Below are 25,367 nucleotides of genomic sequence, written 5' to 3'. Positions count from 1 at the left end.
GCGAGCCGTCAGTTCCCAGATGTGTTGCCGGCGCGTGTGCCGCGCCGTTTCAGGTGAAATCATGTCGCTTGCCGTGGTACGCAGCCGCGCGCCCGCTCCTGGGCGCGCGCCGGAAGTCGTCGTCGAAGTCCATCTCGCCAACGGGTTGCCGTCGTTCTCCATCGTCGGTCTGCCCGATCTCGAAGTCCGCGAAAGCCGCGAGCGCGTGCGCGCCGCGCTGCAGAACTGCGGCTTCGACTTTCCCGTACGCAGGATCACCGTCAATCTCGCGCCCGCCGATCTCCCGAAGGAGACGGGCCGCTTCGACCTGCCGATCGCGCTCGGCATTCTCGCCGCCAGCGGCCAGATTCCCGTTGAATCGCTCGAATCCCGCGAGTTCGCGGGCGAGCTGTCGCTCACCGGCGCGCTGCGCCCGATGCGCGGCGCCTTCGCCATGGTCTGCGGCGCCGCGCGCCAGCATGCGTCCGCACACGAGCGGGGCGAACGCGTGCCGGAAATCTATGTGCCGCTCGCGAGCGCGGCGGAAGCGGCGCTCGTGCCGGGCATCGAGGTGTTCGGCGCCGCTGACTTGCCCGCGCTTTGCGCGCACCTGAACGGCGTGCCCGGCGCGCGCCTGCGTCCGGTGCAGGCGGCATCGCTCGAACAGACGGCGGCACCCGGTCCCGACCTCGCCGACGTCATCGGTCACCCGGCCGCCCGCCGCGCGCTCGAAGTGGCCGCGGCCGGCGGACATCATCTGCTGATGGTGGGACCGCCCGGCGCGGGCAAGTCGATGCTCGCCGCCCGTCTGCCCGGCCTCCTGCCGCCGATGAGCGACGACGAAGCGCTCACCTCCGCCGCGATTCTTTCCGCCAGTTCGATCGGCTTTGCACCCGAGCAGTGGCGGCAACGGCCGTTTCGCGCGCCGCATCACTCGTCCAGTTCGGCTGCGCTCGTGGGCGGCCGCAATCCGCCGCAGCCGGGCGAGATCACGCTCGCCCATCTCGGTGTGCTGTTCCTCGATGAAATTCCCGAGTTCGACCGCAAGGTGCTCGAAACCCTGCGCGAGCCCCTCGAAGTCGGGCACATCACCATCTCGCGCGCCGCCCAGCAGGCCGACTTTCCCGCCGCATGCCAGCTGATCGCGGCGATGAATCCCTGCCCTTGCGGCTGGCGCGGCGATCCGAGCGGACGCTGCCGCTGCTCGCCGGACGTCGCCACGCGCTATCTGCGCAAGCTGTCGGGGCCGTTGATGGACCGCATCGACATTCAGATCGAGCTGCCCGCGCTGTCGCCGGCGGAATTGTCGGCGCGAAGAACTACGCGCGGGGAATCCAGCGCCGTGGTGGCGGCACGCGTGGCGGCGGCCCGCGAGATCCAGTTGCGTCGCCAGGGGAAGACCAACCGCGAACTGAGCGGCCGCGAAGCCGACGCGTTCTGCCGCCCCGACGCCGACGGCGAAGCGCTGCTTCGCACGGCCGGCGAACGGTTCGGATGGTCGGCCCGTGCGTACTACCGCGTGTTGAAAGTCGTGCGGACGATCGCCGATCTGGCCGGCGCCGACCGGCCCGACGCCGCGCATGTGGCCGAAGCAGTGCAATACCGGCGCGCCCTTTCGCTGGCCTGAACCCGCTGAAACGCTCTGGTTCAGGCCTCGCGAGGCAGAAACATGCTTGTCAAGACTTGACTTATGCACATTCGGGCGATCCGGGACCGATTTTCACCTGATCAAACCCCTGAAAGCACGTTAATCCACAGAGTGTTGATTTTATTGAATTATTTAACTTGCCAAGAACGCGGGCAAAGTAACGTAAACCGTATGAATTGGGCATGCGCGCGTAAACGCTCGGTCTTTTCCACATAGTTATCCACAGACACTGTGGATAGTCTGAAAAACCTATATGAATCCGTCGATTAGCTTCCAAACCTGCGACGGAACCTTCGGTCCGGAAGTGGAACCAAGCCGCCTCCGATGTCAGCGGATGCTGAATTCGAGGGTTCCCTCTAAAACAGCTTGAACGACGAAAAGAACTGATCTGACTGCTCGGCCGGCGGCATTTTGTCCCCGACGATCGCAACTTGATAGACGTGGGCGCCGCGCGCCACGAAACGGGCGTGAATGGTCCGCGCCTCGCGCTTGGCCCCGCTCTCGCCCTGCACTTCGATCTCGCTTCCGGGGACGTGTCCGCCCATGGCGAGGTCGATTTGCGCGTCGCGCGTGGCGGGCCGGGCGTTCACGTTGCGCGCCAGTCCGGCCTGAAGAAAGTCCAGCGCGGCGCGCTGCAGCGCAGGATCCGAGCTCGGCAGCACCACGGTGCCGACGGCGAACACGGCGTCGTTGGCCTCGGCGGTCTGCATGCGCATCGTCATGGCCTGGCCGGCAATTTCAATCTTGCGTTCGTCCGACCGCGGCTTCGCGGGCAGGGTGACTTCGTAGCCATCGTCGTTGTTCATGATGGTGCGCCAGTCGTAGGCCGGCGTGCAGGCCAGCAGCGCGCCGCATGCGACAGAAGCGCACACCACGGCGCGCATCGTCCGGGCAGCGAAGAGATTCGTATAACAGAAATTCGAAAGAGAAAACCTGCCGGACAGAGGGAAAACTCGCTTCATGGAAGACTCGTGGAGACTCGTGCGTGAAAACCATCATTATCTCGCGCTGATTCCCGGCCTATCGGCGCGTCACGACTCCATCCCGAAAACGGCGCTAGAATACGCAGCACTTCCCCGTGCGGCCGCGCCTGTCTCCGGCGCCGTTTCCGGCAATCCGAGGTTCACATGTCCCAAGCCACGCAAGACTCATCCAGGCGCGCCAAAGGCCCGCTGCGCTATATCGCGATGGCGCTCGTCGCGGGCGTCATCGCCGGCACCGGCTATTTCGCCTTCGGCGGCCAGCAGAAGGTGCCGGACGCGACCTTCACGCTGCTGTCCGGGCAGAAGGTTTCCACTCAGGGCGATCTGAAAGGCAAGGTCTATCTCGTCAACTTCTGGGCGACGAGCTGCGAGACCTGCATGAAGGAAATGCCCGACATGATCAACACGTATAACAAGTTCAAGGGACGGGGACTGGAATTCGTCGCGGTCGCGATGAACTACGACGCGCCGATGTACGTGACCAACTACGCGCAGACGCGCAATCTGCCGTTCAAGGTGGCGATGGACGACGGCAGCGTCGCCAAGCAGTTCGGCAATGTGCAATTGACGCCGACCACCTTCGTCATCGACAAGAACGGCAAGATCCTCAAGCGCTATGTCGGCGAGCCGACTTTCGCGGAACTGGATCAACTGCTCGACAAGGCGCTCAGCGCAGCCTGAGCAGAGCCACCGCCTGACATGCGACGCCCGCTGAAGTCCAGCGGGCGTTTTTCATTTCAGCGCTCCGCCGCCTCCCCTTTCACGACGATCCCATACCGCTTGATCTTCTCGTAGAGCGTCGCCTTGCCGAGTTGCAGCCGGTCCGCCGCCACTGCGACCACGCCGCCGCAATGCTCCAGCGCTTCCGTGATCACCGCGCGTTCGAACAACTCGGTGCGCTCCTTCAGCGATTGCGTCGACGGTTCCAGCGCGGCCGCGCCGCCGTCGTCGAGAATGCCCAGCACCATGCGGTCCGCCGCGTTGCGCAGCTCGCGCACGTTGCCGGGCCAGTCGCGCTGCATCAGTTCCGCGCGCTGCCGATCCGTGATGAGCGGAGCGGGCCGCTCGTAGCGCACGGCGGCATCGAGCAGGAAATGCTCGAACAGCGGCACGATGTCCTCGCGCCGTTCGTTGAGCGGCGGCAGCGTGATGGTCACGACGTTCAGCCGGTACAGCAAGTCGCGCCGGAACGTGCCGTCGGCGACGAGTTCGTTCATGTCGCCCTTCGCCGCCGCGATGACGCGCAGGTTCGCTCGCACCGGCTGGTTCGAGCCGAGCCGCTCCAGCACGCCGTCCTGCAGCACGCGCAGCAGCTTCACTTGCAGCGAGAGCGGCATGCTTTCGATTTCGTCGAGAAACAGCGTGCCGCCCGAGGCGGCTTCCAGCTTGCCGATACGCCGCTTCTGCGCGCCCGTGAAGGCGCCTGCCTCGTAGCCGAACATCTCCGACTCGAACATCTGCTCCGGCAACGCGCCGCAATTCACCGCGATGAAGGGCTTGTCGCGACGCGGCGACATCTCGTGCAGGCTGCGCGCGATCAGCTCCTTGCCCGCGCCGGTATCGCCGTTGATGAGCACGGACGCGTCCGTCGGCGCGATGTTCGCGATCAGCTGGCGCACCTGTCCGATCGCCGGACTGCGCCCGATGATGCGGCTCTGTCCCGCCAGCTCGCGCCGCAGCGCCTGGTTTTCGAGCACCAGCGAACGCCGCTCCAGCGCGCGGCGCACCGCTTCGATCAGGCGCTCGGAGGCGAATGGCTTCTCGATGAAATCGTAGGCGCCATCGCGCATCGCCTGCACGGCCATCGAAATGTCGCCGTGACCGGTGACGAGAATCACCGGCACTTCCGGCGCGCGCTCGCGGCATTGCGCGAGCAGGTCGAGACCGCTTGCGCCCGGCAGGCGAATGTCGCTGACGATCACGCCGGGAAAGTTCGCGACGATCAGGCGCTCCGCAGCCTCGACGCTGCCGTGCCCGGTCACGTCGAAGCCCGCGAGTTGCAGACTCTGCACGCTGGCGCGCCGCACGAGTTCGTCGTCTTCAATGAAGATCACCTGCAAACCGGTGGTCATGTCTTGCTCCAGCTAGAGATTGCGCGGCACGCTCACGCGCGCCGCAGCGTCAGCACGAACTCCGCGCCATGCGAATGATCGGCATCGGCCTGCGTGCCGCCCTCGGGACCGTCCGCGACGATCGGCGCCTCGCGATTGCGCGCGGCCAGCGTGCCGCCGTAATCGCGCGCGATCGCCGATGAAATCGCCAGGCCGAGGCCCAGCCCCTGGCCCATTTCCTTGGTCGTGAAGAACGGCTCGAAGAGGCGCGGCAGGGCGTCGGCGGGAATGCCGGGACCATTGTCGCGCACCGTGAGTTCGATCGACTCGGCGCGCGCATCGAGCTCGATGACGATGCGCGGCCGGTCGCACGACGCCACCGCGTCCAGCGCGTTGCCGACCAGATTGATCAGCACCTGCTCCAGCCGCAGGTCCTCGCAGCGCACGAACAGCGGCGGGCCGTCGCCGTCGAGTTCCGGGGCGATGTCGACCGTGACGTGCTTCATGCGCGGACGCAGCATCGAGAACACGTTGCGCAGCGCGCGCGCCACGTCGGCGCGTGCGTTCTTCGGCCGCGCCTTGGTCACGAACAGCTTGAGCTGGTTCGTGATGTTGCCCATGCGCTCCGTCAGCGCGGCGATCGCTTCGAGATTCTCGCGTGCCGCCACCTGCTCGCCCCGTTCGATCAGCACGCGGGTGTTGTCGGAAAAGCTGCGCAACGCGGCAAGCGGCTGATTCAGTTCATGCGTGATGCCCGCCGCCATCTGGCCGAGCGCGGCGAGCTTGCTCGCCTGGATAAGCTCGTCGTGGGCGGCGCGCAGGTCCTGTTCCGCGCGCGTGCGCTCGGCTACTTCCTTCGTCAGTTGCGCGTTGGCCTGCGAGAGGTCCGCCGTGCGTTCCGCGACGCGCTGGTTCAGTTCGGCATAAGCGGTCTGCAGCAGTCCGCGGCTGCGGATCATCTCGCGCACGCGCGCGCGCCGCATGCGCCAGTAGAACGCGAGCAGACATAGCGAGACGAACACGAGCGCCGTGACGATCACCGCGTTCTGCGCGGCGCTTTCGACGGGATCGAGCGCGGCCATTGTGATGAGCTGCCAGTCGGGCTCGCCGATCGAACGATGGGTCGCGAGGAACGCCGGCGCATTGCGGCCTCCGCCCACGCGCACGATCTGCGCGCCGCCTTCGAGCGTCTTCACGATGCTGAGCGGCAGCGGCGTGATGGCCTGCTGCGCGTACTGGCGCGTCGCGTACACCGAGGCCTCGACGTTCTGCGGCAGCGGCCGCACCGTGTGGTACTTCCAGCCCGGCACCGACGAAAGAAAGATGACGCCGTGATCGTCGGTGACGATGAGCGGCTCCGAGGCATCCGCGCCTTGCAGCCACTCCAGATTGAGCTTCACGACCACGACGCCGATGACGTCCTTCGTGCCTTCGCGATACACCGGCTGCGAGATGTAGTAGCCGGGTTCGGTCGAGATGGTGCCGATGCCGAAGAAGCGGCCGACGCCGCCCTTCATCGCATCGATGAAATACGGCCGGAAGTTGTAGTCCACGCCGACGAAACTGTCGGCCCCGTGCCAGTTGCTGGCGGCCACGCAGATGCCGTTGGCGCGGATCAGATAGGTGACGGTGGCGTGCGCGCGCGCGTTGAGGTCTTCGAGATAGCGGTCGGCACGTTCGACGCGCGCCGCATCGGGATGATCGAGCACCTCCTGCACGACCGGATGCCGCGACAGCAGGTACGGCAGGTATTCGTAGCGGTCGAGCGTGCTCTTGAGGGTATTGGTGGTGCGATCGACGCGCGCGGCCGCATTCAGCCGCAATTCGTCGGTGCCGCGTTGCCAGGCCACGTGCCACGTGAGCGCGCAGCACGCCATGAGCGCCGCGAAAAGCACGAAGAACACGAGGATGCGGCGCGTCACGTGGGCTGAGTCCCGCGAAAGAGGATCAACCATTGTGGCATACGCGCCGGCGAGTTCCGGACCCGCAGACGACAGCGGCGAAGCGCTCGTGGAGTGAGGCTTCGCCGCTTGCATGATGATGTCGTCCGGAGGAAGGAGGCCTGGAATGCCAGACGCGCCTGGGCCGGCTTAGACGGACTTCGCTTCTTCGACGTCGGTCACGTCGACGTCACGGGACAAGGCCGCTTTCAGCTTGCTGCGGTCGAGCTCCTTTTCCCATGCCGACACGACCACCGTCGCCACGCCGTTGCCGACGATGTTCGTCAGCGCGCGGCACTCCGACATGAAGCGGTCGATGCCGAGAATCAGCACCATGCCCGCGAGCGGAATGGTCGGCACGACGGCCAGCGTCGCCGCCAGCGTGATGAAGCCCGCGCCGGTCACGCCGCTCGCGCCCTTCGAGGTCAGCATGGTCACCGCGAGCAGCGTCAATTGCTGGCCCCACGAGAGATCCGTGTTGGTGGCCTGGGCGATGAACAGCACGGCCATCGTCATGTAGATGTTGGTGCCGTCGAGGTTGAACGAGTAGCCGGTCGGCACGACGAGTCCCACCACCGAACGCGAGCAGCCGAGCTTTTCGAGCTTGAGCATCAGTTGCGGCAGCGCGGCTTCCGACGACGACGTGCCGAGCACGATCAGCATCTCTTCTTTGATGTACGCAACGAACTTCAGGATGTTGAAGCCGACCATGCGGGCGATGGCGCCGAGCACGAAGACCACGAACACGATCGAGGTGAGATAGAAGGTGCCGATGAGCTTGAGCATCGGCAGCAGCGAACCGATGCCGTACTTGCCGATGGTGAACGCCATCGCACCGAACGCACCGATCGGCGCGAGCTTCGTGATGATGCCGACCATGCCGAACAGAATGCTCGACAGACCTTCGATGAAGTTCGTCACCACCTTGCCGCGCTCGCCGACGTGCGTCAGCACCGCGCCGAACAGCAGCGCGATCAGCAGGATCTGCAGGATTTCACCTTGCGAGAACGCCGAGACCAGCGTGTCCGGGATGATGTGCATGAAGAAGTCGACGGTGCTCTGGCCGTGCGCCTTGGTCGCGAAGGAATCGACGGCCTTGTGGTCGAGCGTGGCCGGATCGACGTTGAAGCCGACGCCCGGACGCAGCAGATGCGTCGCGGCGAGGCCGAGGATCAGCGCGAAAGTCGAGACGATTTCGAAGTACAGCAGCGCCTTGCCGCCGACGCGTCCCACCTTCTTCATGTCTTCCATGCCGGCGATGCCGGTCACGACGGTACAGAAGATGATCGGACCGATCACCATCTTGATGAGCTTGATGAAAGCGTCGCCGAGCGGCTTCATGTCGGTGGCGAGCGCGGGATAGAAGTGCCCGAGCGCGATGCCGATGATGATGGCCACGATCACCTGCACGTACAGGATTTTATGGAGAGGTTTTTTCACGATGTTTCCAGGCAATAACCAGCAGTTGGCGGGAAGTCAGCCAGCGGCGAGCGTGACGTGCGGGAGGATTCGTCCGTGCGCGGTGATGCTTCGAGGGATGCGCCAGGTGAATCGCGCCGCAAGGGCGTTTAGCCGCTTCGTCGACGGATTCAGGGACGTTGGGATGCGAGAGGGGTCATCGGCTTGTCTCCTTGACTTTTATGGGCGGCTCATGGGCCGTGCCTTTCTGATTGCAAGGGTGATGCCAGGATTGATTCTTCGATAAGCCGCTGATTTCTATCGTTTATTTTTGGATGCGCCGTGCGCGGAATCCGGGATTCCGGAAATCCGGAATCAAGGCGTCCGGCGATCCGGACAGGATTCAACGGTCAAATGCGTTGCGTGCCGGGCTTCCTCCACACAAACAAAAAACCCACGGTTTCCCGTGGGTTTCTCCCGAAGCGCAGAAAGAGCCTTAAACCACGCCTGCCCCATGCGCCTGCAAATCTGCGTGATAGCTCGACCGCACCATCGCGCCGACCGCCGCATGCGTGAAGCCCATCTTGTAGGCCTCTTCCTCGTACATCTTGAACGTGTCCGGATGCACGTATGCGCGCACCGGCAAGTGATGCTCCGACGGTTGCAGATACTGGCCGATTGTCAGCATGTCCACGTCGTGCGCGCGCAGGTCGCGCATCACCTGGAGGATTTCCTCTTCCGTCTCGCCCAGTCCGACCATCAGGCCCGACTTCGTCGCTACTTCCGGATGCAGCGCCTTGAAGTCCTTCAGCAGCTTGAGCGAATGGTGATAGTCCGAGCCCGGACGCGCTTCCTTGTACAGGCGCGGCACGGTTTCGAGGTTGTGGTTCATCACGTCGGGCGGCGCGGCGGTCAGGATGTTGATCGCGCGATCCAGGCGGCCGCGGAAGTCCGGCGTGAGAATTTCGATGCGCGTGTCCGGCGACTGCTCCCGCACCTGCCGGATGCATTCGACGAAGTGCGCCGCGCCGCCATCGCGCAGATCGTCGCGATCCACCGACGTGATCACCACGTACTTCAGCTTCAGCGCGCCGATGGTGCGGGCGAGGTTCGCCGGTTCGTCGGCATCGAGCGGATCCGGGCGGCCGTGACCGACGTCGCAGAACGGGCAGCGGCGCGTGCACTTGTCGCCCATGATCATGAAGGTCGCGGTGCCCTTGCCGAAGCATTCGCCGATGTTCGGGCAGCTCGCCTCTTCGCACACCGTGTGCAAGTTGTGTTCGCGCAGGATCTGCTTGATCTCGTTGAAGCGTGAATTGCCGGTCGCTGTGCGCACGCGGATCCATTCCGGCTTCTTGAGCTTCTCGATCGGGATCACCTTGATCGGAATGCGCGAGGTCTTGGCCTGCGCCTTCTGCTTCGCGGTGGCGTCGTAGGGCGCGGGAGAGGCCGAAGCAGCGGCGGTGTCGCCGGCCAGGTTTGCGGTTGCGTCAGTCATTCGGTCGATCCGGTGGTTGCAGCGGCAAATGCGGGGAGGCCGCCGATTTGATGCGCCAGCCGTTCGGCCAGCGTAAAGGCTACGTCGCGCCAGTCGGCCGCGACGCCGAGCGTCGCCATGTCGACCGTTTCGAGCCCCGCGTAGCCGCACGGGTTGATCGCGAGAAAGGGCTGCAGGTCCATGTTCACATTCAGGCTCACGCCGTGGTAGCTGCAGCCGTTGCGAATCTTGAGTCCGAGCGCCGCGATCTTCGCGCCCTCATGCAGTGCGTGCTGTTCGTGCAGACGACCGTTCGCGCCCTGCGCCTCCGGACGTCCGGAGGGCTGCGCCACATAGATGCCGGGCGCGCCGGCCTTGCGGTCGGTCGCGAGATTATACGTCGCGAGCGTTTCGATCACGGCTTCCTCGATGCGCCGCACCAGCTCGCGCACCATCAGCTTGCGCCGGCGCAGATCGATCAGCAGATAGGCCACCACCTGCCCCGGGCCGTGATACGTGATCTGTCCGCCGCGATCCACCTTGACGAGCGGAATGCCGCTGTCGGCGAGCAGCAAGTGCGCGGGATTGCCTGCGAGGCCGAGCGTGAACACCGGCGGATGCTCGACGAGCCAGATTTCGTCGGGCGTGTCGGGCGTGCGGGCGTCGGTGAACACGCGCATCGCGTCGAAGCTGTGATCGTAGGATTCGAGCCCCAGCCAGCGCAGCGTGACCGGCCATTCACCGGCATCGAGGGCGGTGTCGGACGTGTCGGCTGTGTCTTGTGGGAGGGCGAGCGGTGTGGCGGACATGATCCCGGTAGTTTACCGAAAGTGGATCATGCCCGCCGATGGTGAATTCGCATGCTTGCGATGACAAAACCGAATAGTTGCAGCACGCTCAGACGGTGCGCCAGCCGGACCGGAAACGCTGCGCGAGCCTTTCGATGCCTGCCGACAGCCACTGGATAGCGCGTTCATCGCAACGCGGCACGATCGTGAAGACGACGTACGCCGGCTGTGTGCCCTCCACCGACAGCCAGAGCCGCTCGCGTTCGCGCAGCTTCAGGCTGTCGCCGGGTTCGAGCCAGTAGTCGTCGATGTCGTTGCTGCGCGTCGCCCAGACGGCGTTGCCCTGCACCGCGAGGCGTGTGCCGCGGGCAATGCGCATCGGCACGGTTTCGCCGGGCTTGATTTCGAAGGTGACGCTTGTTGAAATTTCTCGCATGACCGACTCCGCCAAAGGAACGTTTCGATGACTACAATCCTAGGCGTGGCAAGGCATCAGGCAAAACGATCAATTTTCACCGCTATGTGAGCCAATTTGACAACGGACCCGGCGACCCTGCATATGGACCTGCGACAGCTTCCTGCGTTGAACGCCCTGCGCGCCTTCGAGACCGCCGCGCGTCACGAGAGTTTTTCCCGCGCCGCCGACGACCTCTTCGTCACGCACGGCGCCGTCAGTCATCAGATTCGCGCGCTGGAGGCCGAGCTTGGCGTACCGCTGTTTGCCCGCGACGGCAAGCGCGTGCGGCTCACGGATCGCGGCCGGCAGTACGCCGCCGAAGTGCGCGCGGCGCTGCTCGCGCTGGCGGAATCCACCCGCCGCATCCGCTCCGGCGACCGCGACCGGCGGCTGATCGTGTCGATGCTGTCGTCGTTCGCGGCGCGCTGGCTGACGCCGCGCGTGGGCCGCTTCATCGAAAAGCATCCGGAGATCGACCTCGAACTGCTGTCGACGAACGCGCTCACCGACTTCAACCGCGACGACGTGGACGTCGCGATCCGCTTCGGCTACGGCAAGTACGCCGGCATCCACACGGAGGAACTGCTGGACGAAGTGTTCTTTCCGGCGTGCTCGCCGAACTTCCGCGGCGGCGACCTGCCGCGCGTGCCGGCCGATCTGGCCAGCCTGCCGCTGCTGCGCTCGGATGAAGAACTGTGGCGGCCATGGTTCGACGCGGCCGGGCTCACCGACCTCGCGGAGCCGAAGCGTGGCGTACTGTATGAGGATTCGTCGAATCTGCTGCAGGCGGCAATCGACGGTCAGGGCATCGCACTCGTGCGCCGTTCGCTGTCGATGCAGGAGATTCTCGCGGGACGGCTCGTGCGCCTGTTCAACGTGGACGGACCGAGCCCGTGGAAGTATTTCTTCGTGTGCCCGCCCGCGCTGCTCGAAACGGCGCGGGTGCAGGCATTCAGGAACTGGGTGTTCGACGAGGCCGAGCAGTTCAGGCAGCTCTACGAGCGCACGCCCGCTGTTTGCGACGCCCCCGCCGGCAAGCTCAAAGCACTATCTTGACCATCGGATGGCCGGTCAGCGCGCGATAGATGTCGTCGAGATGGGCGCGATTCTGTGCCTTCACCGTGCAGGTGAGGCCCGTGTAATTGCCGCCCGACGACGGCCGGGTCTCGACGCGCGAGGCATCGAAGTCCTGGTCGAACTGCTTCAGCACGTTGACGATCGTGTCCTGGAACTCGGGATGCGACTTGCCCATCACCTTGATCGGGAAGTCGCACGGGAAGTCGAACAGCTCGTCGGCGCTGTGCGCGGCGGAGTCGGTGGGATCAGTGGCTTGGGGCTTCGAGTCTGGTTTCGTATCGGACATGATGTTCTCCTTCACTTCGCGCGCGGCGCCTCGTCGGCGAATTCGCGCGCCTTGGCCCGCTGGTAGGCCTCATACAACGCAGCATAGACCGGACCGGGACGGCCGTCGCCGACGCGCGCTCCGTCCAGCGTCGTGACCGGCATCACTTCCTTGGTCGCGGAGCTGATCATGATTTCATCGGCGGAACGCAGTTCGGCTTCGCTGATGTCGCGCTCCTCGAAGGCAATGCCGGCGTCCTTCGCCAGCGTCTCGATCAGGCTGTAGCGGATGCCTTCCAGAATGCGCGGCCCGCGCGGCGCGCCCAGCAGCACACCCTGCTTCACGATCCACACGTTCGACGACGAGCCTTCGGTCAGCAGCCCGTCGCGCAGCTGGATGGTTTCCAGCGCATCGTGTTCGGCCGCGTGCTGCGCCATCAGCACGTTGCCGAGCAGCGAGGTCGACTTGATGTCGCAATGCAGCCAGCGCTTGTCCTCGGCGGTCACGGCCACGGCGCCTTGCGCGCGTTCGGCCGCGCTCGGGAACACGAGCTTGCCGAGCATGACGAACACGGTCGGCGTGATGCCCGCCGGGAACGCATGGCCGCGCCGCTTGGCAACGCCGCGCGTCACCTGGATATAGACGAGCGCATCGCCCTCGCCCGGATTCTCGGCAACCACGCGGTCGATCAGCACGCGCCAGCCCGCTTCGTCGAACGGATTGCCGATGCGGATCTTGCCCAGGCTGCGCTCGAGCCGCGCGAGATGCTGCTTCAGCCTGAACGGCAGGCGCGGACCTTCGGCCTGCGCGTAGAGCGGCACGACTTCATAGACGCCGTCGCCGAAGATGAAACCCCGGTCGAGCACGGGAATGCGCGCTTCGGAAAGCGGGCCCCATGCGCCGTTCAGGTACACCGTCGGATCGAAATCGTCAGACTGGCTCATCGATACCGCTCCTCGTTCGTTCCGGCTTTACTTGCGCTTTTGCCACCACAGCAGCGCCGAATCCCACAGACGGCCGACCATGCCGGCTTCCGGCACGTCCTGCAGCGCGACCAGCGGGAACTGCGCGACTTCCTTGCCGTCGGCCATCATTTTCACCGAGCCGATCTGCTGGCCCTTCTTGATCGGCGCGACGATCAGCTGGTCCTGCGTGACGGTCGGCTTGACCTTGTCGCCGAGGCCCTTGGGCACGGTGATGTACTGATCCGTCGTCACGCCGGCCTGCACGTTGTTGGCCGAACCCTTGTAGACGCGCGGCGACGCGATCACCTGATCCGCCTTGTACAGGCGCAGCGCGTCATACGCGGTGTAGCCGTAGTTGAGCATCTTCAGGCTGTCCTGCACCCGGTTGTGTTCTTTCGGCTCGCCCATCATCACCGACACCAGACGGCGGCTCGCATCGGGGACGCCCGCCAGCGGACGCTTCGCCGAAGCGATCAGGCAGTAGCCGGCGGCCTTCGTGTGGCCGGTCTTCAGGCCGTCGACGGTCGGATCGAGCCACAGCAGGCGGTTGCGGTTCGGCTGCTTGATCTTGTTGTAGGTGAAGTCCTTTACCGAGAAGATGCTGTAGTACTCGGGGAAGTCGCGGATCAGGCGCGCCGACAGCAGCGCGAGGTCGCCGGCGGTCGTGTAGTGCTGCGCGTCCGGCATGCCGTTCACGTCGGCATAGTTGGTGTGCGTCATGCCGATGCGCTTCGCCGTGGCGTTCATCAGCTGCACGAAGTTGCTCTCGCTGCCGCCGACCAGTTCCGCCAGCGCGATGGCCGCATCATTGCCCGACTGCACGATCATGCCGTACACGAGATCGTGCACGGTGACCGGCTTGTTCGCCTCGATGAACATGCGCGACTCGTCGGTCTTCACGCGGCGCACGGCCTCGCTCGGCATGACGGTCTGGTCCATGTTGATCTTCTTCGCCTTGAGCGCGTCGAAGACGAGGTAGGCGGTCATCAGCTTCGTGAGCGAAGCGGGCTCGACACGTTCGTCGGGATTGCCGGACGCGAGCACCTGGTTGCTGGTGGCGTCGACGAGCACCCACGAGTTCGCCGTCACATCGGGCGGCGGGACCTGCGCGTACGCGCTCGCCGCGGCCAGCACGGCGGGCAGGACGAGAGCGGCTTTCGTGGCAACGGAGACAGACGGAAGAGACAGACCGGAAGGGACAAAGCGCATAGGATCGATCGGCGGAAAAAGCAGGCTGCGACGATGGCGATCGGGGATCGGATGATCGGCGAAGCACGGGTTGAACAGGCAGACCGTCGCTGTTGGTCGGGCCTTTCGCGATGACAGCGGCCATGGCAGCGGCGCTGCGGCAAAAAGCGCTCGTTCGACAGACGGAAGCGAAATCGGTTCTCGGGAGCCGGTGTTCCCGAAGGCCGCGACGCGCGCCGGAAGGCGTCGTGCGGCCGGGAGCAGCGAAAAAATTCTGCGCCATTATACGCGCGGGCTGCTTGCGTCTTCCTTCGAATCTGCGTGCCGGCCGCGTGTTTTAACGTTTTTCCGGGGCGGCTTCGGCGTTTTTCGAGTGTTTCGAACCCTGCGCGGCAGGGCTCGCGGGTGCATCGCAGGAAAGGACGATCAGCGCCAGGCGTCGACGATCACGCGCTTGAGGATATGCAGCTTGCGATGGAAGAAGTGCTCGCCGCCGGGGATCACGACCACCGGCAATTCCTGCGGCCGCGCCCAGTCGTAGACCGACTGGATGGGCACGGTGTCGTCCACTTCGCCGTGGATCACCAGCGTGCTCTCCGGCACCGGCGCGACTTCCCAGCGGCTCGCCGCCGTGCCGACGAACACCATGCGTTCAATCGGCTTGCCCGCTTCGAGCAGACGCTTTGCCACATGAGACAGCACGAAGGTGCCGAAGGAAAAGCCCGCGAGGACGATCGGCACGTCGGACTGGCCGGGCTGCGCGCGCATGTGGTCGATCAGCGCGAGCAAATCGTCCTGTTCGCCGATGCCGTTGTCGTGCTCGCCGCCCGTCTGCCCGACGCCGCGAAAGTTCGAACGGTAGGTGGTATAGCCGAGCTGCACGAAGGTGCGCGCGAGCGTCTGCGCGACCTTGTTGTCCATGGTGCCGCCGAACAGCGGATGCGGGTGCGCCACGAGCGCGATGCCCCGCGGCGCCGTGTCCGGCTGGTCGAGCGCGCATTCGATCTTGCCGACCGGTCCGTCGATCAGGAACTTCTCGGTTTGCGCGTTCATGCCGGTTGATCGATCAGCAGGCGTTCGACGATCTTGCCGTTGGCCAGATGCGAGTCCACGATTTCGTCGATATCGGTTTCATCGACATACGTGTACCACGTGCCTTCCGGATATACGACCACGACCGGACCCAGCTCGCAGCGGTCGAGGCAGCCCGCCTTGTTGATGCGCACCTGGCCTTCGCCCGCGAGGCCCAGTTTCTTGACGCGCTTCTTGGCATATTCCTGCATGGACTGCGCGTTGCAGTTGGCGCAGCTCGGCCGCGCGGCGCCTGCTTCGCGCTGGTTCAGGCAGAAGAACACGTGATACTTGTAGAAGGAATCCATGAGTCTGGCACGCTGAGAGTATCGGCCGATTATAGCCAGCGATGTTCGTGCCCGCTCCGGGCGGTTTCACGCAAGCTCAACGCCCGCGCTGTGCCCGCCGCCGCGCGAGCCAAGCATGCTCCGCCGCCGACGCGAGCCAGCCGAGCGCCGCGTACGGCCACACCCACGACAGCCAGTGCGCCAGCCCGTTGAAATGCACATAGCGGCCCTGCCGCCAGTCGGCGAGGACGATATCGAAGTACGGATTCACCGGCAGCAGGTTGACGAGCACGAGCGACATCAGCAGCGCCGCCCCGGCGAGCGCCGCGCGCAGGCCGCGCGGCAGCGACACCGAGAGCAGCGCGGCCAGCATCGCGATGGCGACGCCTTCGAGCGCGCCGTCGGTGGCCCAGTCGAACGTGAGGCCGGCGCGCGACTGCAGGAAGGTCGCGCCCGCCTTCGCGAACAGCGTCAGCGCGACGAGGCCCAGCATCAGGCGCATGCGTGGCGCACGGGTGCGCGTCAGCAGCGTCGCCAGCACGAGCGCGCCGAACAGGCTGCTCGACGTGATCAGCGCTTCCCAGGCGTCGTCGGGCAGCAGCGCGCCGAGCCGGTCCGGCCAGCTTTCCACGTCCCAGGCGACGGGCGTCCACGCGAGGATCGCGTCCTGCATCGCCGGATCGAGCGTGTCCCACAGCACGCGCGGCAGATCGCCGCCGCCGAACAGATAGGGCGCCGGAAACATCGCCGCGAACGGCCACAGCGCCGTCAGCCCGATCACATAGGCCGCGTCGCGCTCGAACCAGGTGAAGCGGATGCGCCGCAGCAGGCCGCGGTCGAGCAGCGCGCTCGTGGCGGGCGCGGCCAGCACGCCGCCGAGCAGCGCGCCGAACGCGTTGGCCGCGAGATCGAGGTTCGAGGCGACGCGCGTCGGCAGATAGGTCTGGATGGCTTCCATCGCGCCCGACAGCAGCGTGCCGCCCGCCAGCGCCGCGCCCACCGCGAGCGTGCCGCGCCAGCGCGGATACAGCGCGAGCACGATCAGCGCGCCGAGCGGCATGTAGCCGAGCACGTTGGTGACGACGTCGAAGACCGTCAGGTATTGCGGCAGCGGATCGGTGAGATAGGCGAACGGGCTCAGGCCGAGCGAACGCCAGCCGGAAAACGGATACAGCGAGCCATACACGACGAGCGCCGCATACGCGGCGAGCGCCTGCCGGGAAAACGCCGACGGGCGGCGCTGCCATTGCTTGATCGTCATGAGCCGCCCGGATGCCTCCGTGCTGGGCGGAAGAGCGGACCGCCGCGCGTCATCGCGCGGCGGCGAGCGGTTGTGCGGCGAGCCACGCGGAGACCTGCGCGATCACATCGTCCGAGGCGGCCGCAAGCGCCTGCGCGCCGCCCGCCGCGTTCGCACTGCTCGCGGGCACGCTGGCGCTGAAGCTGCGCTGGCCCACCACGCGGCCCTGCTGCGTGAGCGTCGCGCGCACGTCGACGACGCCATGGCTCTGCTCCGGCGCGTCGAAGTCCTGTTCGAAGCGGGTCAGCTCGACTTCGAGCAGCGGCACGGCGCGCACCGGATCGGCGCCCGACAGGATTGGACCGTGCGCCGCGAGCGCGTCGCGCAGGCGCTGCGTCAGCAGGCGCGCGGGCGGCATCGTCCAGTGGCTGTCGGAATAAGTGGCGATGCGCTGCGGGTCGACGTAACTCAGGCGATAGGCGAACGCGTCCGTTTCGAGATTGCGCGGCGCGGCCACGGCCAGCACCTTGACCGGCGGCAGCGGCAACGCCCCCGCCGACGCATTCCTGATCCGCAGCGCGCCCAGGTCGTAGCGGGCATTCGGCATCGCGTCCGGCGTCGAGGCGCAGCCCGCCAGCAGCGTGACGCAGGCGCACGCGCCGATGCACAGCCGAGTCACCCAGGCGGTCTTCGTGTCGATGTCTGGCATGTCGTTCTCTCACTCAATGCGCGGGCTGCGCGGGCCACGTGAACCCCGCTTCGCCCGGTCCCGGCGCCTGCTTCGGCGCGCCGAACAGCACGCTGCGCGGATTGGTGCTGAAGGCATCGGCGGCGCGGTCCACCGAACGCGCGGCGGCGCTCACGTCGTCGCTGAAGGAATAGAAGCGCGGCAAGGCCTCGAAACCCACCCGCGCCGTGACGAAACGCAGCGATTCGTTCATGTCGGCGAGCGAGGCGCTCGCGTCCTCGGCGGCCTTGCCCGCCTTGTTCAGATTGGTGACGAGCGGACCGTCCGGGCGATTCAGGTTCTGCACCAGCTGATTGGTCGAGGCCAGTGTGGTGTCGAGCTGCTTGAGCGTCTGCGGCAGTTGCGCCGTCGCCGGCTGCACCTGGCTCGCGAGCGTCGCGATGCCGTCGGCCGCGCCCTGCAGGCTCTTCGTGGTCGCCATCAACTGGTTGCGGACGTCGTCGGACAGGAACTTGTCGGCGTCTTCGGAGAGGCGTTCGAAGCGCTTCAGAATGACGTCCCCGCGTTGCTGCAACTGCTCGAACAGGCCGGGATGCATCGGCACTTCGGCAATGTGCTGCGCCGACGACGCCAGCGGGCTCGTGTCCTTGCCGGTGTCGTCCAGCTGCACGAAGGCGATGCCCGTGACGCCCTGGAAGCCGAGCGTGGCGAAGGTCGAGTGCGTCATCGGCGCATTCTGGTCGACGAGAATGCGGATGCGGATCTGCCCCGGATGGGCCTTGTCAAAGCTGATCGACTGCACCTTGCCCACGCCCAGACCGCGATAACGCACGGCGGCATCCGTGTAGAGGCCGGTCACGTTGGTGCGCGCGATCAGGTCGTACGGCACGCGCACCGTGCGGTCCACGTTGAAGAAGAACACGGCGAACGCGATGGCCAGCACGAGGGCGATCGTGAACAGCCCGGTCCAGAACGCATGTGATTTGTTTTCCATCGGCAGGTTCCTTTGACTCCGCGGCGGCGCCGGCTTCGTCCATGCGTAATGCGGCTACTTGTTGACGGTGATCGGCGCGTCCTCGAGCGCCGCCGCGGGCAGCTTCGCGCGGCGCTCCGGCGGCAGCGCCTGCAGCGCGCGGCGGCCGCGCCGCCCGAGAAAATACTCGCGGATGAACGGATGATCCACCGCGCAGGCTTCCTCCACCGGCGCCGCGACGAGCACATGCTTGTCCGCCAGCACGGCGACGCGGGTGGACAGCGCCACCATCGTATCGAGATCGTGCGTGACCAGCACGACGGTCAGGCCGAGCGCGCGATGCAGCGTGGCGATCAGATCGACGAACTCGTCCGAGGCCTTCGGATCCAGGCCGGCCGTGGGTTCGTCGAGAAACAGCAGTTCCGGCTCGAGCGCGATCGCGCGCGCGATGCCGACGCGCTTGACCATGCCGCCCGACAGCGCCGAAGGCATCTTGGTCGCGTGCTTGCACGACAGCCCGACCATCTCCAGCTTGAGCATCACGAATTCGCGGATCAGGTCCTCGGGAATCTTGCCGAGTTCGCGGAACGGCTGCGCGATGTTGTCGTACACCGTCAGCGACGAGAACAGCGCGCCCTGCTGGAACATCATGCCCGAGCGCGTGCGCAGCATCTTGGCGGTGTCTTCGTCCATGCGCGTCCACTCTTCGCCGAGCACGCGGATGGTGCCCGACGTCGGCGCTTCGAGCCCGAGCATCTGCCGCACGAGCGTGGTCTTGCCCGAACCCGAGCCGCCCAGCAGCGCGACGATTTCGCCACGCCGCACGTCGAGGTCCAGATGCTCGTGGATGACCGTGCGGCCATAGCGCTTGGTCAGGTCGCGCACTTCGATCACCGGCTCCGCGATGACGGGCGGCGGCTGATGGCGGACGGCGGTGGCGAGCGTCGTGGACATGTGCGTCTACAGCCCCACGTTCTGGAACAGGATGGCGAACACGGCGTCGGCGAGGATCACCACGGTGATCGACGTCACCACCGACGTGGTCGTGCCTTCGCCGAGACTCTGCGAATTCGCCTTGATGCGGAAACCGAAGTGGCAGGCGGTCAGCGCAATCAGCATGCCGAACACGACGCCCTTGCCGAGCCCGATCCACAGATTGGCGATCGGCACGACGGAGGGCAGCGAGCGGATGAAGAAATTCATGTCGATGGACAGCACGAGCTTCGCGGCGAGCGCGCCGCCCAGCAGCGCGACGATGTTGGTCCACATGACGAGCAGCGGCATCGCGACGCCGAGCGCGATCACGCGCGGCAGCACGAGCCGCAGGCCGTGCGGGATGCCCATGACCTGCATGGCGTCGAGCTCCTCGGTGACGCGCATCACGCCGATCTGCGCGGTGATCGCGGAGCCCGAACGGCCGGCGACCAGAATGGCCGAGAGCACCGGCCCGAGTTCGCGGATCACCGAGAGGCCGAGGATATTGACGATGTACTGGTTCGCGCCGAACGCGCGCAGCTGCTGCGCGGACAGATAGCTCAGCACGATGCCGATCAGGAACGCGACGAGCGCGGTGATCGGCAGCGCCTGGGCGCCGGCGCTGTAGATGTTGGCGGAGATTTCGGTCCACGGGATGCGGCGCGGACGGCGCACGAGACCGAACAGGTCCAGCACGAAGGCGCCGAACATCGCGAGGCCGCCGTGCAGGTGGTCGAAGAACATGAAGATCAACTGGCCGAGCCGCGTGACGGGATCGATGCGGTGGACCGGTTCGGGCTCCTCGCGCTCGGCGTCGAGCAGCGCGACGCGCTCGAAGATTTCGCGCTGGGTGTCGGAGAGTTCGATGGCGGCGGGCATCTTGCGCCCCCAGATGCGCCAGAGCGCCTGGCCGCCGACGTGATCGAGACGCTCGATGGCCAGCAGGTCCCATTCGCCGATCGCTTCCCGCCCGATGGCCCGCAGCCGCCGCGTGACGCCGCTCTTGGCCCGGTCGCGCGCGAGCGCGAGCGCGGTCCACTGACCCGAGAGCCGGACCACCTTGCCCTGCTGACCGGCTTCCACTCTCAGGCGCGGCGGCGTGTCGAAGTCCAAGGATCGATGGCGCGGTAAGACGCGGTTAAGGGTGAAGGGACATTGTAGCGAAGGTTGGTTTGGGGGCGTGGGATGGGGGTTGGATGGGGGTTTGCGGGCACCCATCACAAGGCACGTGAAACTGGGAGTTTTCGGCTTGCCATGCGTTCAAGGCGTCGCGCTATGATGGCTTCACCAATTCGAGGGTGCATGACATGGACGGAAAACTGGATCCGCGTATTTCTGAATTCGAGTCCTTCGAGGACGCCGAACGCTATCAAAAATGGTTCCGCGAGGAGATTGAGGCTTCACTTGCGGAGGCCGCGCCGTCCATTCCGCACGACGAGGTGTTCGCGGACATGGACGCATTGATCGCCGCGAAGCGCAAGGCTCGGCATGCTCGTTGACTGGAGGCCGCGCGCACGCAGGCGGCTCAAGGAAATCTACGAATACATCGAAGAGCGTGACCCGGCGGCGGCTGAAAGCCTGGTTGGATTGATCAGGGAAGCCGTCATCACCTTGGCAGAGAATCCTTACATTTATCGCCGTGGACGCGTTCCCAACACACGTGAAATGGTCGTCCACCCGAATTACCTTGTGATTTATCGAGTCAGCGACCGCGTCACCGTGCTGAACGTATTGCATGCCCGAATCCGTTATCCCCGCGAGAACGAAATTTGACTGCCTTCACAAATCAGATCTCGAACGCTGGGTATGAAGTCCGCGACGCTCTCCTGCAAGCTCGCCGGGAAGCCGGTCTCGATCAAGCGCAGATCGGGGAACGCATGGGCATGACCGGGTGGGCAGTCGCGGGCCTCGAAAGCCTGCTGGTCAGCGAAACACATTCGCCATCCATTGCCACGCTCCGCAAGTATGCGGCGGCCTGCGGCAAGACATTGAACATCGCTTTCGTCTAAGCGTTCCCGGCCGTGGCGGCGCGCGGCGCGCGGCTACAATAGCCACCATGAACCCGACTCCCTTCGCCCCCGACGCGCCCTGGCGCATCGACCTCACACGGCTTGCGACGCTCGCCGAGCGTCCCGCCCGCGACTGGACCATCGATATCGTCGACGAAACCGGCTCGACGAACGCCGACCTGATGGCGCAACTGCGCGCCCTGCCCCGCAACAGCACGCCGGCGCCCTGCGTGCGCGTCGCCTATTCGCAGACCGCCGGACGCGGGCGGCGCGGCCGCGCCTGGTTCGCCGAACCGGGCAATGCGCTGCTGATGTCGGTCGGCTGCGTGCTGAAGCGGCCGGTCGAAGGGCTCTCCGGGCTGAGTCTCGCCATCGGCACCGCCGTGCTCGACGCGCTTTCGCGCCTGCCGCTCACGCCGTCCGCGCGCCCCGCGCTGAAGTGGCCCAACGACGTCCTGCTTGATGACGGCAAGCTCGCCGGCATTCTGATCGAAACGGCGTGGAACACGCCCGGCGCCACGGCCGTCGTGATCGGCATCGGCACGAACCTGCACGGCGCCGAACAACTCGCCACCCAGGTCGAGGACGCGAACCGGTCGTCCACGGCGGCCTCGTCGTCCACGCCCGGCGCCGCGCCGGCCGCCCTCGCGCGCGCATGGCCCGACGCGAACCTGACCGAAATGTTCGCGGCCCTGCTCAACGCGCTCGACACCGCGCTGCCGCGCTTCGAGGCTGAAGGATTCCGGCCGTTCCGGCAGCGCTGGCTCGACGCGCACGCCTGGGCCGGCCGCGAAGTCGCGCTGCTCGACCAAGGTCTGGAAGTGACGCGCGGCATTGCATCGGGCGTCGACGAAAGCGGCCAGTTGCTGATCGACGCGCCCGAAGGTCCGCGCACCGTTACGACCGGCGAACTTACGCTGCGGCTCGCGAGGGAGCGTCCGTGAGCGATGCGCCGTACTTGCTGATCGATGCCGGCAACAGCCGCATCAAGTGGTCGCTCGTCAGTGCAGACGGCGCGCCGCTCGCGAACGGCGCATTCGAGCACGCGCACCATTCCACCGCCACCGATGACGCCGCGCTCGACGCCTGGTCCGCGCTCGCCGCGCCGTCGGGTGTCTGGATCTCCAACGTCGCCGGCTTGCCGGTGCAGAACCGTATCCAGCGCCTGATCGACGCGCGCTGGCCCAGCGTTCCGCGCACCGTGGTCAAGGCGCAGGCCGAGCAATGCGGCGTGCGCAACGGCTACACCGACCCCTCGCGGCTCGGCAGCGACCGCTGGTGCGGCCTGATCGCCGCCCGGGCTGCCTATCCCGGCGAACATCTGCTGGTCGCGACCTTCGGCACCGCGACCACGCTCGAAGCCCTGCGCGCCGACGGCATGTTCACCGGCGGGCTGATCGCGCCGGGCTGGTCGCTGATGATGGAATCGCTCGGCAGCCACACGGCGCAGTTGCCCACCCTCGATGCCGCCGCCGCGCGCGCCGCGCTGGACCGGACCCGCAGCCAGTTCGCCACGGACACGGCCGCCGCGCTCTCGTCCGGTTGCCGGCTGGCGCAGGCGAGCCTGATCGAACGTGCCTGGCGCGACCTGCAAGCAGACTGGCGCGCCGATGTCCGTCTCTTACTGAGCGGCGGCGCGGCGCACGAAATCGCGGACGCGCTCGAGGCGCCTTACACGCGCCATGATTCACTCGTGCTGTCCGGTCTCGCGCTCATCGCGCGCGACGCCGCTGCACGCCATTCATCCTGATTCGCTGATTCGACGGACGGAGCCCACGAATGCTGCGCTGGCTGATCGCCCTACTGATACTCGCCAACCTTCTGATGTTCGCGGTGATGCGCGGCATGGTGGGGCCGCTGCCCGCCGCGGGCGCGCGCGAGCCGCATCACCTGTTGCAGCAGGTGCATCCCGAGGCGCTGAACACGCGCCCGATCCACCCGGAAGAAGCGTTCGACCAGCCGCGCGTCGGCGGTCCGGCGCCGGCTGCCAACGTGCAGTCCACGCCGCTCGGACAATGAAACCGGGGCGCGTCAGGACTGCGCGCGGACCTTTCTGAGCAGCGCGGTGGTCGAGCGGTCGTGCTCGAACTCGATGGCCAGCGCCTTGCCGCCCCAGCCGCGAACGAGCGCCGCTTCGGCGAGCTTGTCCATGTCGTAGTCGCCGCCTTTCACGAGCACGTCCGGGCGCAGCGCACCGATCAATTCGAGCGGCGTCGATTCCCCGAACTTCACGACCCAGTCCACGCTTTCCAGTGCGGCCAGCAAGGCCATGCGGTCGTCTTCGTGATTGATCGGGCGGTCGTCGCCCTTGCCGAGCGTGCGCACCGACGCATCGCTGTTCACCCCGACGATGAGCGTTGCGCCCAGCGCCTTGGCATCGGCGAGATAGGTCACGTGGCCGCGATGCAGAATGTCGAACACGCCGTTGGTGAACACGACCGGACCGGTCAAGCCTGGGCGCAGCGCGGCGAGCGCCTCGCGCGTAGTGATCTTGCGTTCGAAGATGGCGGACATGACGGGACTCGCTGCGGGTTTCTGAAAGCGCGCATTGTGCCACGGCGGCTCGGCCACGGATGACGTGCGCCAGCGTGCGCGACGGTGCGCGGCACCAAAGAAAACGGCCCGCCGACAAGTGCCGGCGGGCCGTTCACGAATCACTACGCGATGCGCGCGCAGCCGATGAATCAGGCAGGCTGTTCAGCCGATCCGCTGCCCGTGCTGGCCTGCAGACGCTGCACTACTTCCTTGCGATAGCGATTCAATTCCTGCGCCGTAACGAACGAACGCTCGAACAGAATGGACAGGTTGTGCAGGATGCGTTCGACGACCTTGCGTTCCCAGCTGTCGTCGAAGCGGATCTGGTCGTCCAGCCAGCGTTCGAGCCAGTCCGGGTCAGGCAGGCGGGATTGCACGGTGTCGCGCGGGAACAGCGCCTGGTTGACGTGCAAATTGGTGGGATGCAGCGGCTTTTCCGTGCGCCGCGCCGACGCCATCAGGACGCCGATCTTCGCAAACGCGGCGCGCGCCGTGTCGCCCGCATTCATGAGCGCCTTCTTCATGTAGCGCAGATACGCGCCGCCATGACGCGCTTCGTCGCGCGAGATGGTTTCGTAGATATGCTTGATGACCGGCTCGGTATGCCATTCGGCCGCGCGGCGATACCAGTGGTTGAGGCGGATCTCGCCGCAGAAATGCAGCATCAAAGTCTCGAGCGGCGGCGCCGGGTCGAACTCGAAGCGCACCGCGTGCAGTTCTTCTTCGCTAGGCACGAACTCGGGCTTGAAGCGGCGCAGATATTCCATCAGCACCAGCGAATGCTTCTGTTCCTCGAAGAACCACACACTCATGAACGCGGAAAAGTCGCTGTCATTGTGGTTGTCGCGCAGGAACATCTCGGTTGCGGGAAGCGCGGACCACTCGGTGATCGCGTTCATCTTGATGGTCTTGGCCTGCTCGTCGGTCAGCAGGGACGCATCGAACCTGTCCCATGGAATGTCCTTCTCCATGTCCCAACGGACCGATTCCAGCGATTTATAAAGTTCCGGATAAAGCATGGTGTTCATTGTCCACCCCTGATGCCACTTATGCGACGTTATATCTGTAATGACTGCCGGTTCTCGCGTGCCTGAAATCAGGCCGCAAACCGACGAAGCTTTCAATTTTACGCGGGATTCGGTCGGCCAAAGACAAAAAGCGACAACGACGCGCCGTGATCTGCGCTGCGGCAACGCGTCGCGTCCCGCCTGAAACACTGCACTTCCCCGTGCAAATGTCGCGTGTCGTACGTCTTCTTCTACCGTGGGTGAGGAGCGAAACCTGTGCCTGAGGTATGGTCAAGTGGCGTCGAGCCTGCCGGCGCCTGCGTGCCGGCGACGCAGTATGGCGTATCCATGTGACAGTTCACGTGA

At 65.8% G+C, this 25,367-nt stretch carries 28 protein-coding genes; 9 read left to right on the top strand and 19 right to left on the bottom strand.

Annotated elements, in window-relative coordinates; translation table 11 throughout:
• Nucleotides 1–61: 61 nt before the first annotated feature.
• The gene (locus QCE83_RS00785) at nucleotides 62–1,606 is read left to right on the top strand and encodes a YifB family Mg chelatase-like AAA ATPase (protein ID WP_309807074.1); all 1,545 of its coding nucleotides are present in this window, start codon (nucleotides 62–64) and stop codon (nucleotides 1,604–1,606) included.
• A 377-nt stretch (nucleotides 1,607–1,983) separates the two neighbouring features.
• Here the strand turns inward: QCE83_RS00785 and QCE83_RS00780 are convergent, their stop codons facing one another.
• Complete coding sequence (locus tag QCE83_RS00780) at nucleotides 1,984–2,433, bottom strand: hypothetical protein (RefSeq protein ID WP_309807073.1); 450 nt, start codon at nucleotides 2,431–2,433, stop codon at nucleotides 1,984–1,986.
• A gap of 321 nt (nucleotides 2,434–2,754) precedes the next feature.
• On the opposite strand from QCE83_RS00780, the gene QCE83_RS00775 reads away from it, so the two are divergent.
• A complete protein-coding gene (locus tag QCE83_RS00775) occupies nucleotides 2,755–3,291 on the top strand; it encodes a TlpA disulfide reductase family protein (protein WP_309807071.1) in 537 nt (178 codons plus the stop codon).
• Between the two features lie 56 nt (nucleotides 3,292–3,347).
• On the opposite strand, the gene QCE83_RS00770 is transcribed toward QCE83_RS00775, so the two are convergent.
• The 6 genes from QCE83_RS00770 to QCE83_RS00745 all read right to left on the bottom strand — a co-directional run bounded on the left by QCE83_RS00770 (nucleotide 3,348) and on the right by QCE83_RS00745 (nucleotide 10,700).
• Nucleotides 3,348–4,682: a sigma-54 dependent transcriptional regulator gene (locus tag QCE83_RS00770; RefSeq protein WP_309807070.1), complete on the bottom strand. Its 1,335-nt coding sequence runs from the start codon at nucleotides 4,680–4,682 to the stop codon at nucleotides 3,348–3,350.
• 32 nt (nucleotides 4,683–4,714) lie between these two features.
• Nucleotides 4,715–6,697 carry an ATP-binding protein gene (locus QCE83_RS00765; RefSeq protein WP_404984105.1) on the bottom strand — a complete coding sequence of 661 codons (1,983 nt, stop codon included), beginning with the start codon at nucleotides 6,695–6,697 and terminating at the stop codon, nucleotides 4,715–4,717.
• A gap of 54 nt (nucleotides 6,698–6,751) precedes the next feature.
• Complete coding sequence (locus QCE83_RS00760) at nucleotides 6,752–8,041, bottom strand: dicarboxylate/amino acid:cation symporter (RefSeq protein ID WP_309807068.1); 1,290 nt, start codon at nucleotides 8,039–8,041, stop codon at nucleotides 6,752–6,754.
• A gap of 454 nt (nucleotides 8,042–8,495) precedes the next feature.
• Nucleotides 8,496–9,497 (bottom strand): lipoyl synthase, encoded by a 1,002-nt coding sequence (lipA, locus tag QCE83_RS00755; RefSeq protein ID WP_309807067.1) that lies wholly within the window; start codon nucleotides 9,495–9,497, stop codon nucleotides 8,496–8,498.
• Nucleotides 9,494–10,285 (bottom strand): lipoyl(octanoyl) transferase LipB, encoded by a 792-nt coding sequence (gene lipB, locus QCE83_RS00750; protein WP_309807066.1) that lies wholly within the window; start codon nucleotides 10,283–10,285, stop codon nucleotides 9,494–9,496. The genes lipA and lipB overlap by 4 nt, the downstream gene beginning before the upstream one ends.
• An 88-nt stretch (nucleotides 10,286–10,373) precedes the next feature.
• On the bottom strand, nucleotides 10,374–10,700 hold the full coding sequence (locus tag QCE83_RS00745) for a DUF2917 domain-containing protein (protein WP_309807065.1): 327 nt from the start codon (nucleotides 10,698–10,700) through the stop codon (nucleotides 10,374–10,376).
• 123 nt (nucleotides 10,701–10,823) lie between these two features.
• On the opposite strand from QCE83_RS00745, the gene QCE83_RS00740 reads away from it, so the two are divergent.
• Complete coding sequence (locus QCE83_RS00740) at nucleotides 10,824–11,777, top strand: transcriptional regulator GcvA (RefSeq protein ID WP_309807064.1); 954 nt, start codon at nucleotides 10,824–10,826, stop codon at nucleotides 11,775–11,777.
• On the opposite strand, the gene QCE83_RS00735 is transcribed toward QCE83_RS00740, so the two are convergent.
• The 10 genes from QCE83_RS00735 to QCE83_RS00690 all read right to left on the bottom strand — a co-directional run bounded on the left by QCE83_RS00735 (nucleotide 11,761) and on the right by QCE83_RS00690 (nucleotide 20,563).
• Nucleotides 11,761–12,084 carry a DUF493 family protein gene (locus QCE83_RS00735; protein ID WP_309807063.1) on the bottom strand — a complete coding sequence of 108 codons (324 nt, stop codon included), beginning with the start codon at nucleotides 12,082–12,084 and terminating at the stop codon, nucleotides 11,761–11,763. The genes QCE83_RS00740 and QCE83_RS00735 overlap by 17 nt on opposite strands.
• Nucleotides 12,085–12,095: 11 nt before the next feature.
• Nucleotides 12,096–13,007 (bottom strand): D-amino acid aminotransferase, encoded by a 912-nt coding sequence (locus QCE83_RS00730; protein WP_309807062.1) that lies wholly within the window; start codon nucleotides 13,005–13,007, stop codon nucleotides 12,096–12,098.
• A gap of 27 nt (nucleotides 13,008–13,034) precedes the next feature.
• A complete protein-coding gene (locus QCE83_RS00725; RefSeq protein ID WP_309807060.1) occupies nucleotides 13,035–14,237 on the bottom strand; it encodes a D-alanyl-D-alanine carboxypeptidase family protein in 1,203 nt (400 codons plus the stop codon).
• A gap of 405 nt (nucleotides 14,238–14,642) precedes the next feature.
• The gene (locus tag QCE83_RS00720) at nucleotides 14,643–15,269 is read right to left on the bottom strand and encodes an alpha/beta hydrolase (RefSeq protein ID WP_309807058.1); all 627 of its coding nucleotides are present in this window, start codon (nucleotides 15,267–15,269) and stop codon (nucleotides 14,643–14,645) included.
• Complete coding sequence (locus QCE83_RS00715; protein WP_309807057.1) at nucleotides 15,266–15,595, bottom strand: (2Fe-2S) ferredoxin domain-containing protein; 330 nt, start codon at nucleotides 15,593–15,595, stop codon at nucleotides 15,266–15,268. The genes QCE83_RS00720 and QCE83_RS00715 overlap by 4 nt, the downstream gene beginning before the upstream one ends.
• Before the next feature lie 76 nt (nucleotides 15,596–15,671).
• Nucleotides 15,672–16,835, bottom strand: a complete 1,164-nt coding sequence (locus QCE83_RS00710; RefSeq protein ID WP_309807056.1) for a VanZ family protein — start codon at nucleotides 16,833–16,835, stop codon at nucleotides 15,672–15,674.
• Between the two features lie 49 nt (nucleotides 16,836–16,884).
• Nucleotides 16,885–17,523 (bottom strand): ABC-type transport auxiliary lipoprotein family protein, encoded by a 639-nt coding sequence (locus QCE83_RS00705; protein ID WP_309807055.1) that lies wholly within the window; start codon nucleotides 17,521–17,523, stop codon nucleotides 16,885–16,887.
• A 13-nt stretch (nucleotides 17,524–17,536) separates the two neighbouring features.
• Nucleotides 17,537–18,496, bottom strand: coding sequence for an MlaD family protein (locus tag QCE83_RS00700; protein WP_309807054.1), 960 nt, complete (start codon nucleotides 18,494–18,496; stop codon nucleotides 17,537–17,539).
• A gap of 54 nt (nucleotides 18,497–18,550) precedes the next feature.
• Nucleotides 18,551–19,429, bottom strand: coding sequence for an ATP-binding cassette domain-containing protein (locus QCE83_RS00695; protein ID WP_309807053.1), 879 nt, complete (start codon nucleotides 19,427–19,429; stop codon nucleotides 18,551–18,553).
• A 6-nt stretch (nucleotides 19,430–19,435) separates the two neighbouring features.
• Nucleotides 19,436–20,563 carry an ABC transporter permease gene (locus QCE83_RS00690; protein ID WP_309807052.1) on the bottom strand — a complete coding sequence of 376 codons (1,128 nt, stop codon included), beginning with the start codon at nucleotides 20,561–20,563 and terminating at the stop codon, nucleotides 19,436–19,438.
• A 194-nt stretch (nucleotides 20,564–20,757) separates the two neighbouring features.
• Between QCE83_RS00690 and QCE83_RS00685 the strand changes: the two genes are divergently transcribed.
• From QCE83_RS00685 to QCE83_RS00660, 6 genes are read left to right on the top strand one after another with little or no spacing between them, the layout of a single operon-like run.
• Entirely contained in the window at nucleotides 20,758–20,949 is a 192-nt protein-coding gene (locus QCE83_RS00685; protein WP_309807051.1) for an antitoxin, read from the top strand.
• Nucleotides 20,939–21,223 (top strand): type II toxin-antitoxin system RelE/ParE family toxin, encoded by a 285-nt coding sequence (locus QCE83_RS00680; RefSeq protein ID WP_309807050.1) that lies wholly within the window; start codon nucleotides 20,939–20,941, stop codon nucleotides 21,221–21,223. Before QCE83_RS00685 ends, QCE83_RS00680 begins: the two co-directional genes overlap by 11 nt.
• Nucleotides 21,220–21,459, top strand: a complete 240-nt coding sequence (locus tag QCE83_RS00675; protein ID WP_404984104.1) for a helix-turn-helix domain-containing protein — start codon at nucleotides 21,220–21,222, stop codon at nucleotides 21,457–21,459. Before QCE83_RS00680 ends, QCE83_RS00675 begins: the two co-directional genes overlap by 4 nt.
• Before the next feature lie 47 nt (nucleotides 21,460–21,506).
• Nucleotides 21,507–22,403 carry a biotin--[acetyl-CoA-carboxylase] ligase gene (locus QCE83_RS00670; RefSeq protein ID WP_309807049.1) on the top strand — a complete coding sequence of 299 codons (897 nt, stop codon included), beginning with the start codon at nucleotides 21,507–21,509 and terminating at the stop codon, nucleotides 22,401–22,403.
• Nucleotides 22,400–23,209 (top strand): type III pantothenate kinase, encoded by an 810-nt coding sequence (locus tag QCE83_RS00665; RefSeq protein ID WP_309807048.1) that lies wholly within the window; start codon nucleotides 22,400–22,402, stop codon nucleotides 23,207–23,209. Before QCE83_RS00670 ends, QCE83_RS00665 begins: the two co-directional genes overlap by 4 nt.
• A gap of 29 nt (nucleotides 23,210–23,238) precedes the next feature.
• On the top strand, nucleotides 23,239–23,478 hold the full coding sequence (locus tag QCE83_RS00660) for a hypothetical protein (protein WP_309807047.1): 240 nt from the start codon (nucleotides 23,239–23,241) through the stop codon (nucleotides 23,476–23,478).
• Nucleotides 23,479–23,490: 12 nt separating this feature from the next.
• Here the strand turns inward: QCE83_RS00660 and rfaE2 are convergent, their stop codons facing one another.
• Nucleotides 23,491–23,973, bottom strand: coding sequence for a D-glycero-beta-D-manno-heptose 1-phosphate adenylyltransferase (rfaE2, locus tag QCE83_RS00655; protein WP_309807046.1), 483 nt, complete (start codon nucleotides 23,971–23,973; stop codon nucleotides 23,491–23,493).
• Between the two features lie 170 nt (nucleotides 23,974–24,143).
• A complete protein-coding gene (locus QCE83_RS00650; protein ID WP_309807044.1) occupies nucleotides 24,144–25,022 on the bottom strand; it encodes a ferritin-like domain-containing protein in 879 nt (292 codons plus the stop codon).
• Nucleotides 25,023–25,367 lie beyond the last annotated feature (345 nt).

Source organism: Caballeronia sp. LZ034LL, from assembly GCF_031451215.1.
Lineage (GTDB): Bacteria > Pseudomonadota > Gammaproteobacteria > Burkholderiales > Burkholderiaceae > Caballeronia.
Note: the sequence above shows the minus strand (reverse complement) of the source record. Positions and strands in the feature narration are given on the sequence as shown.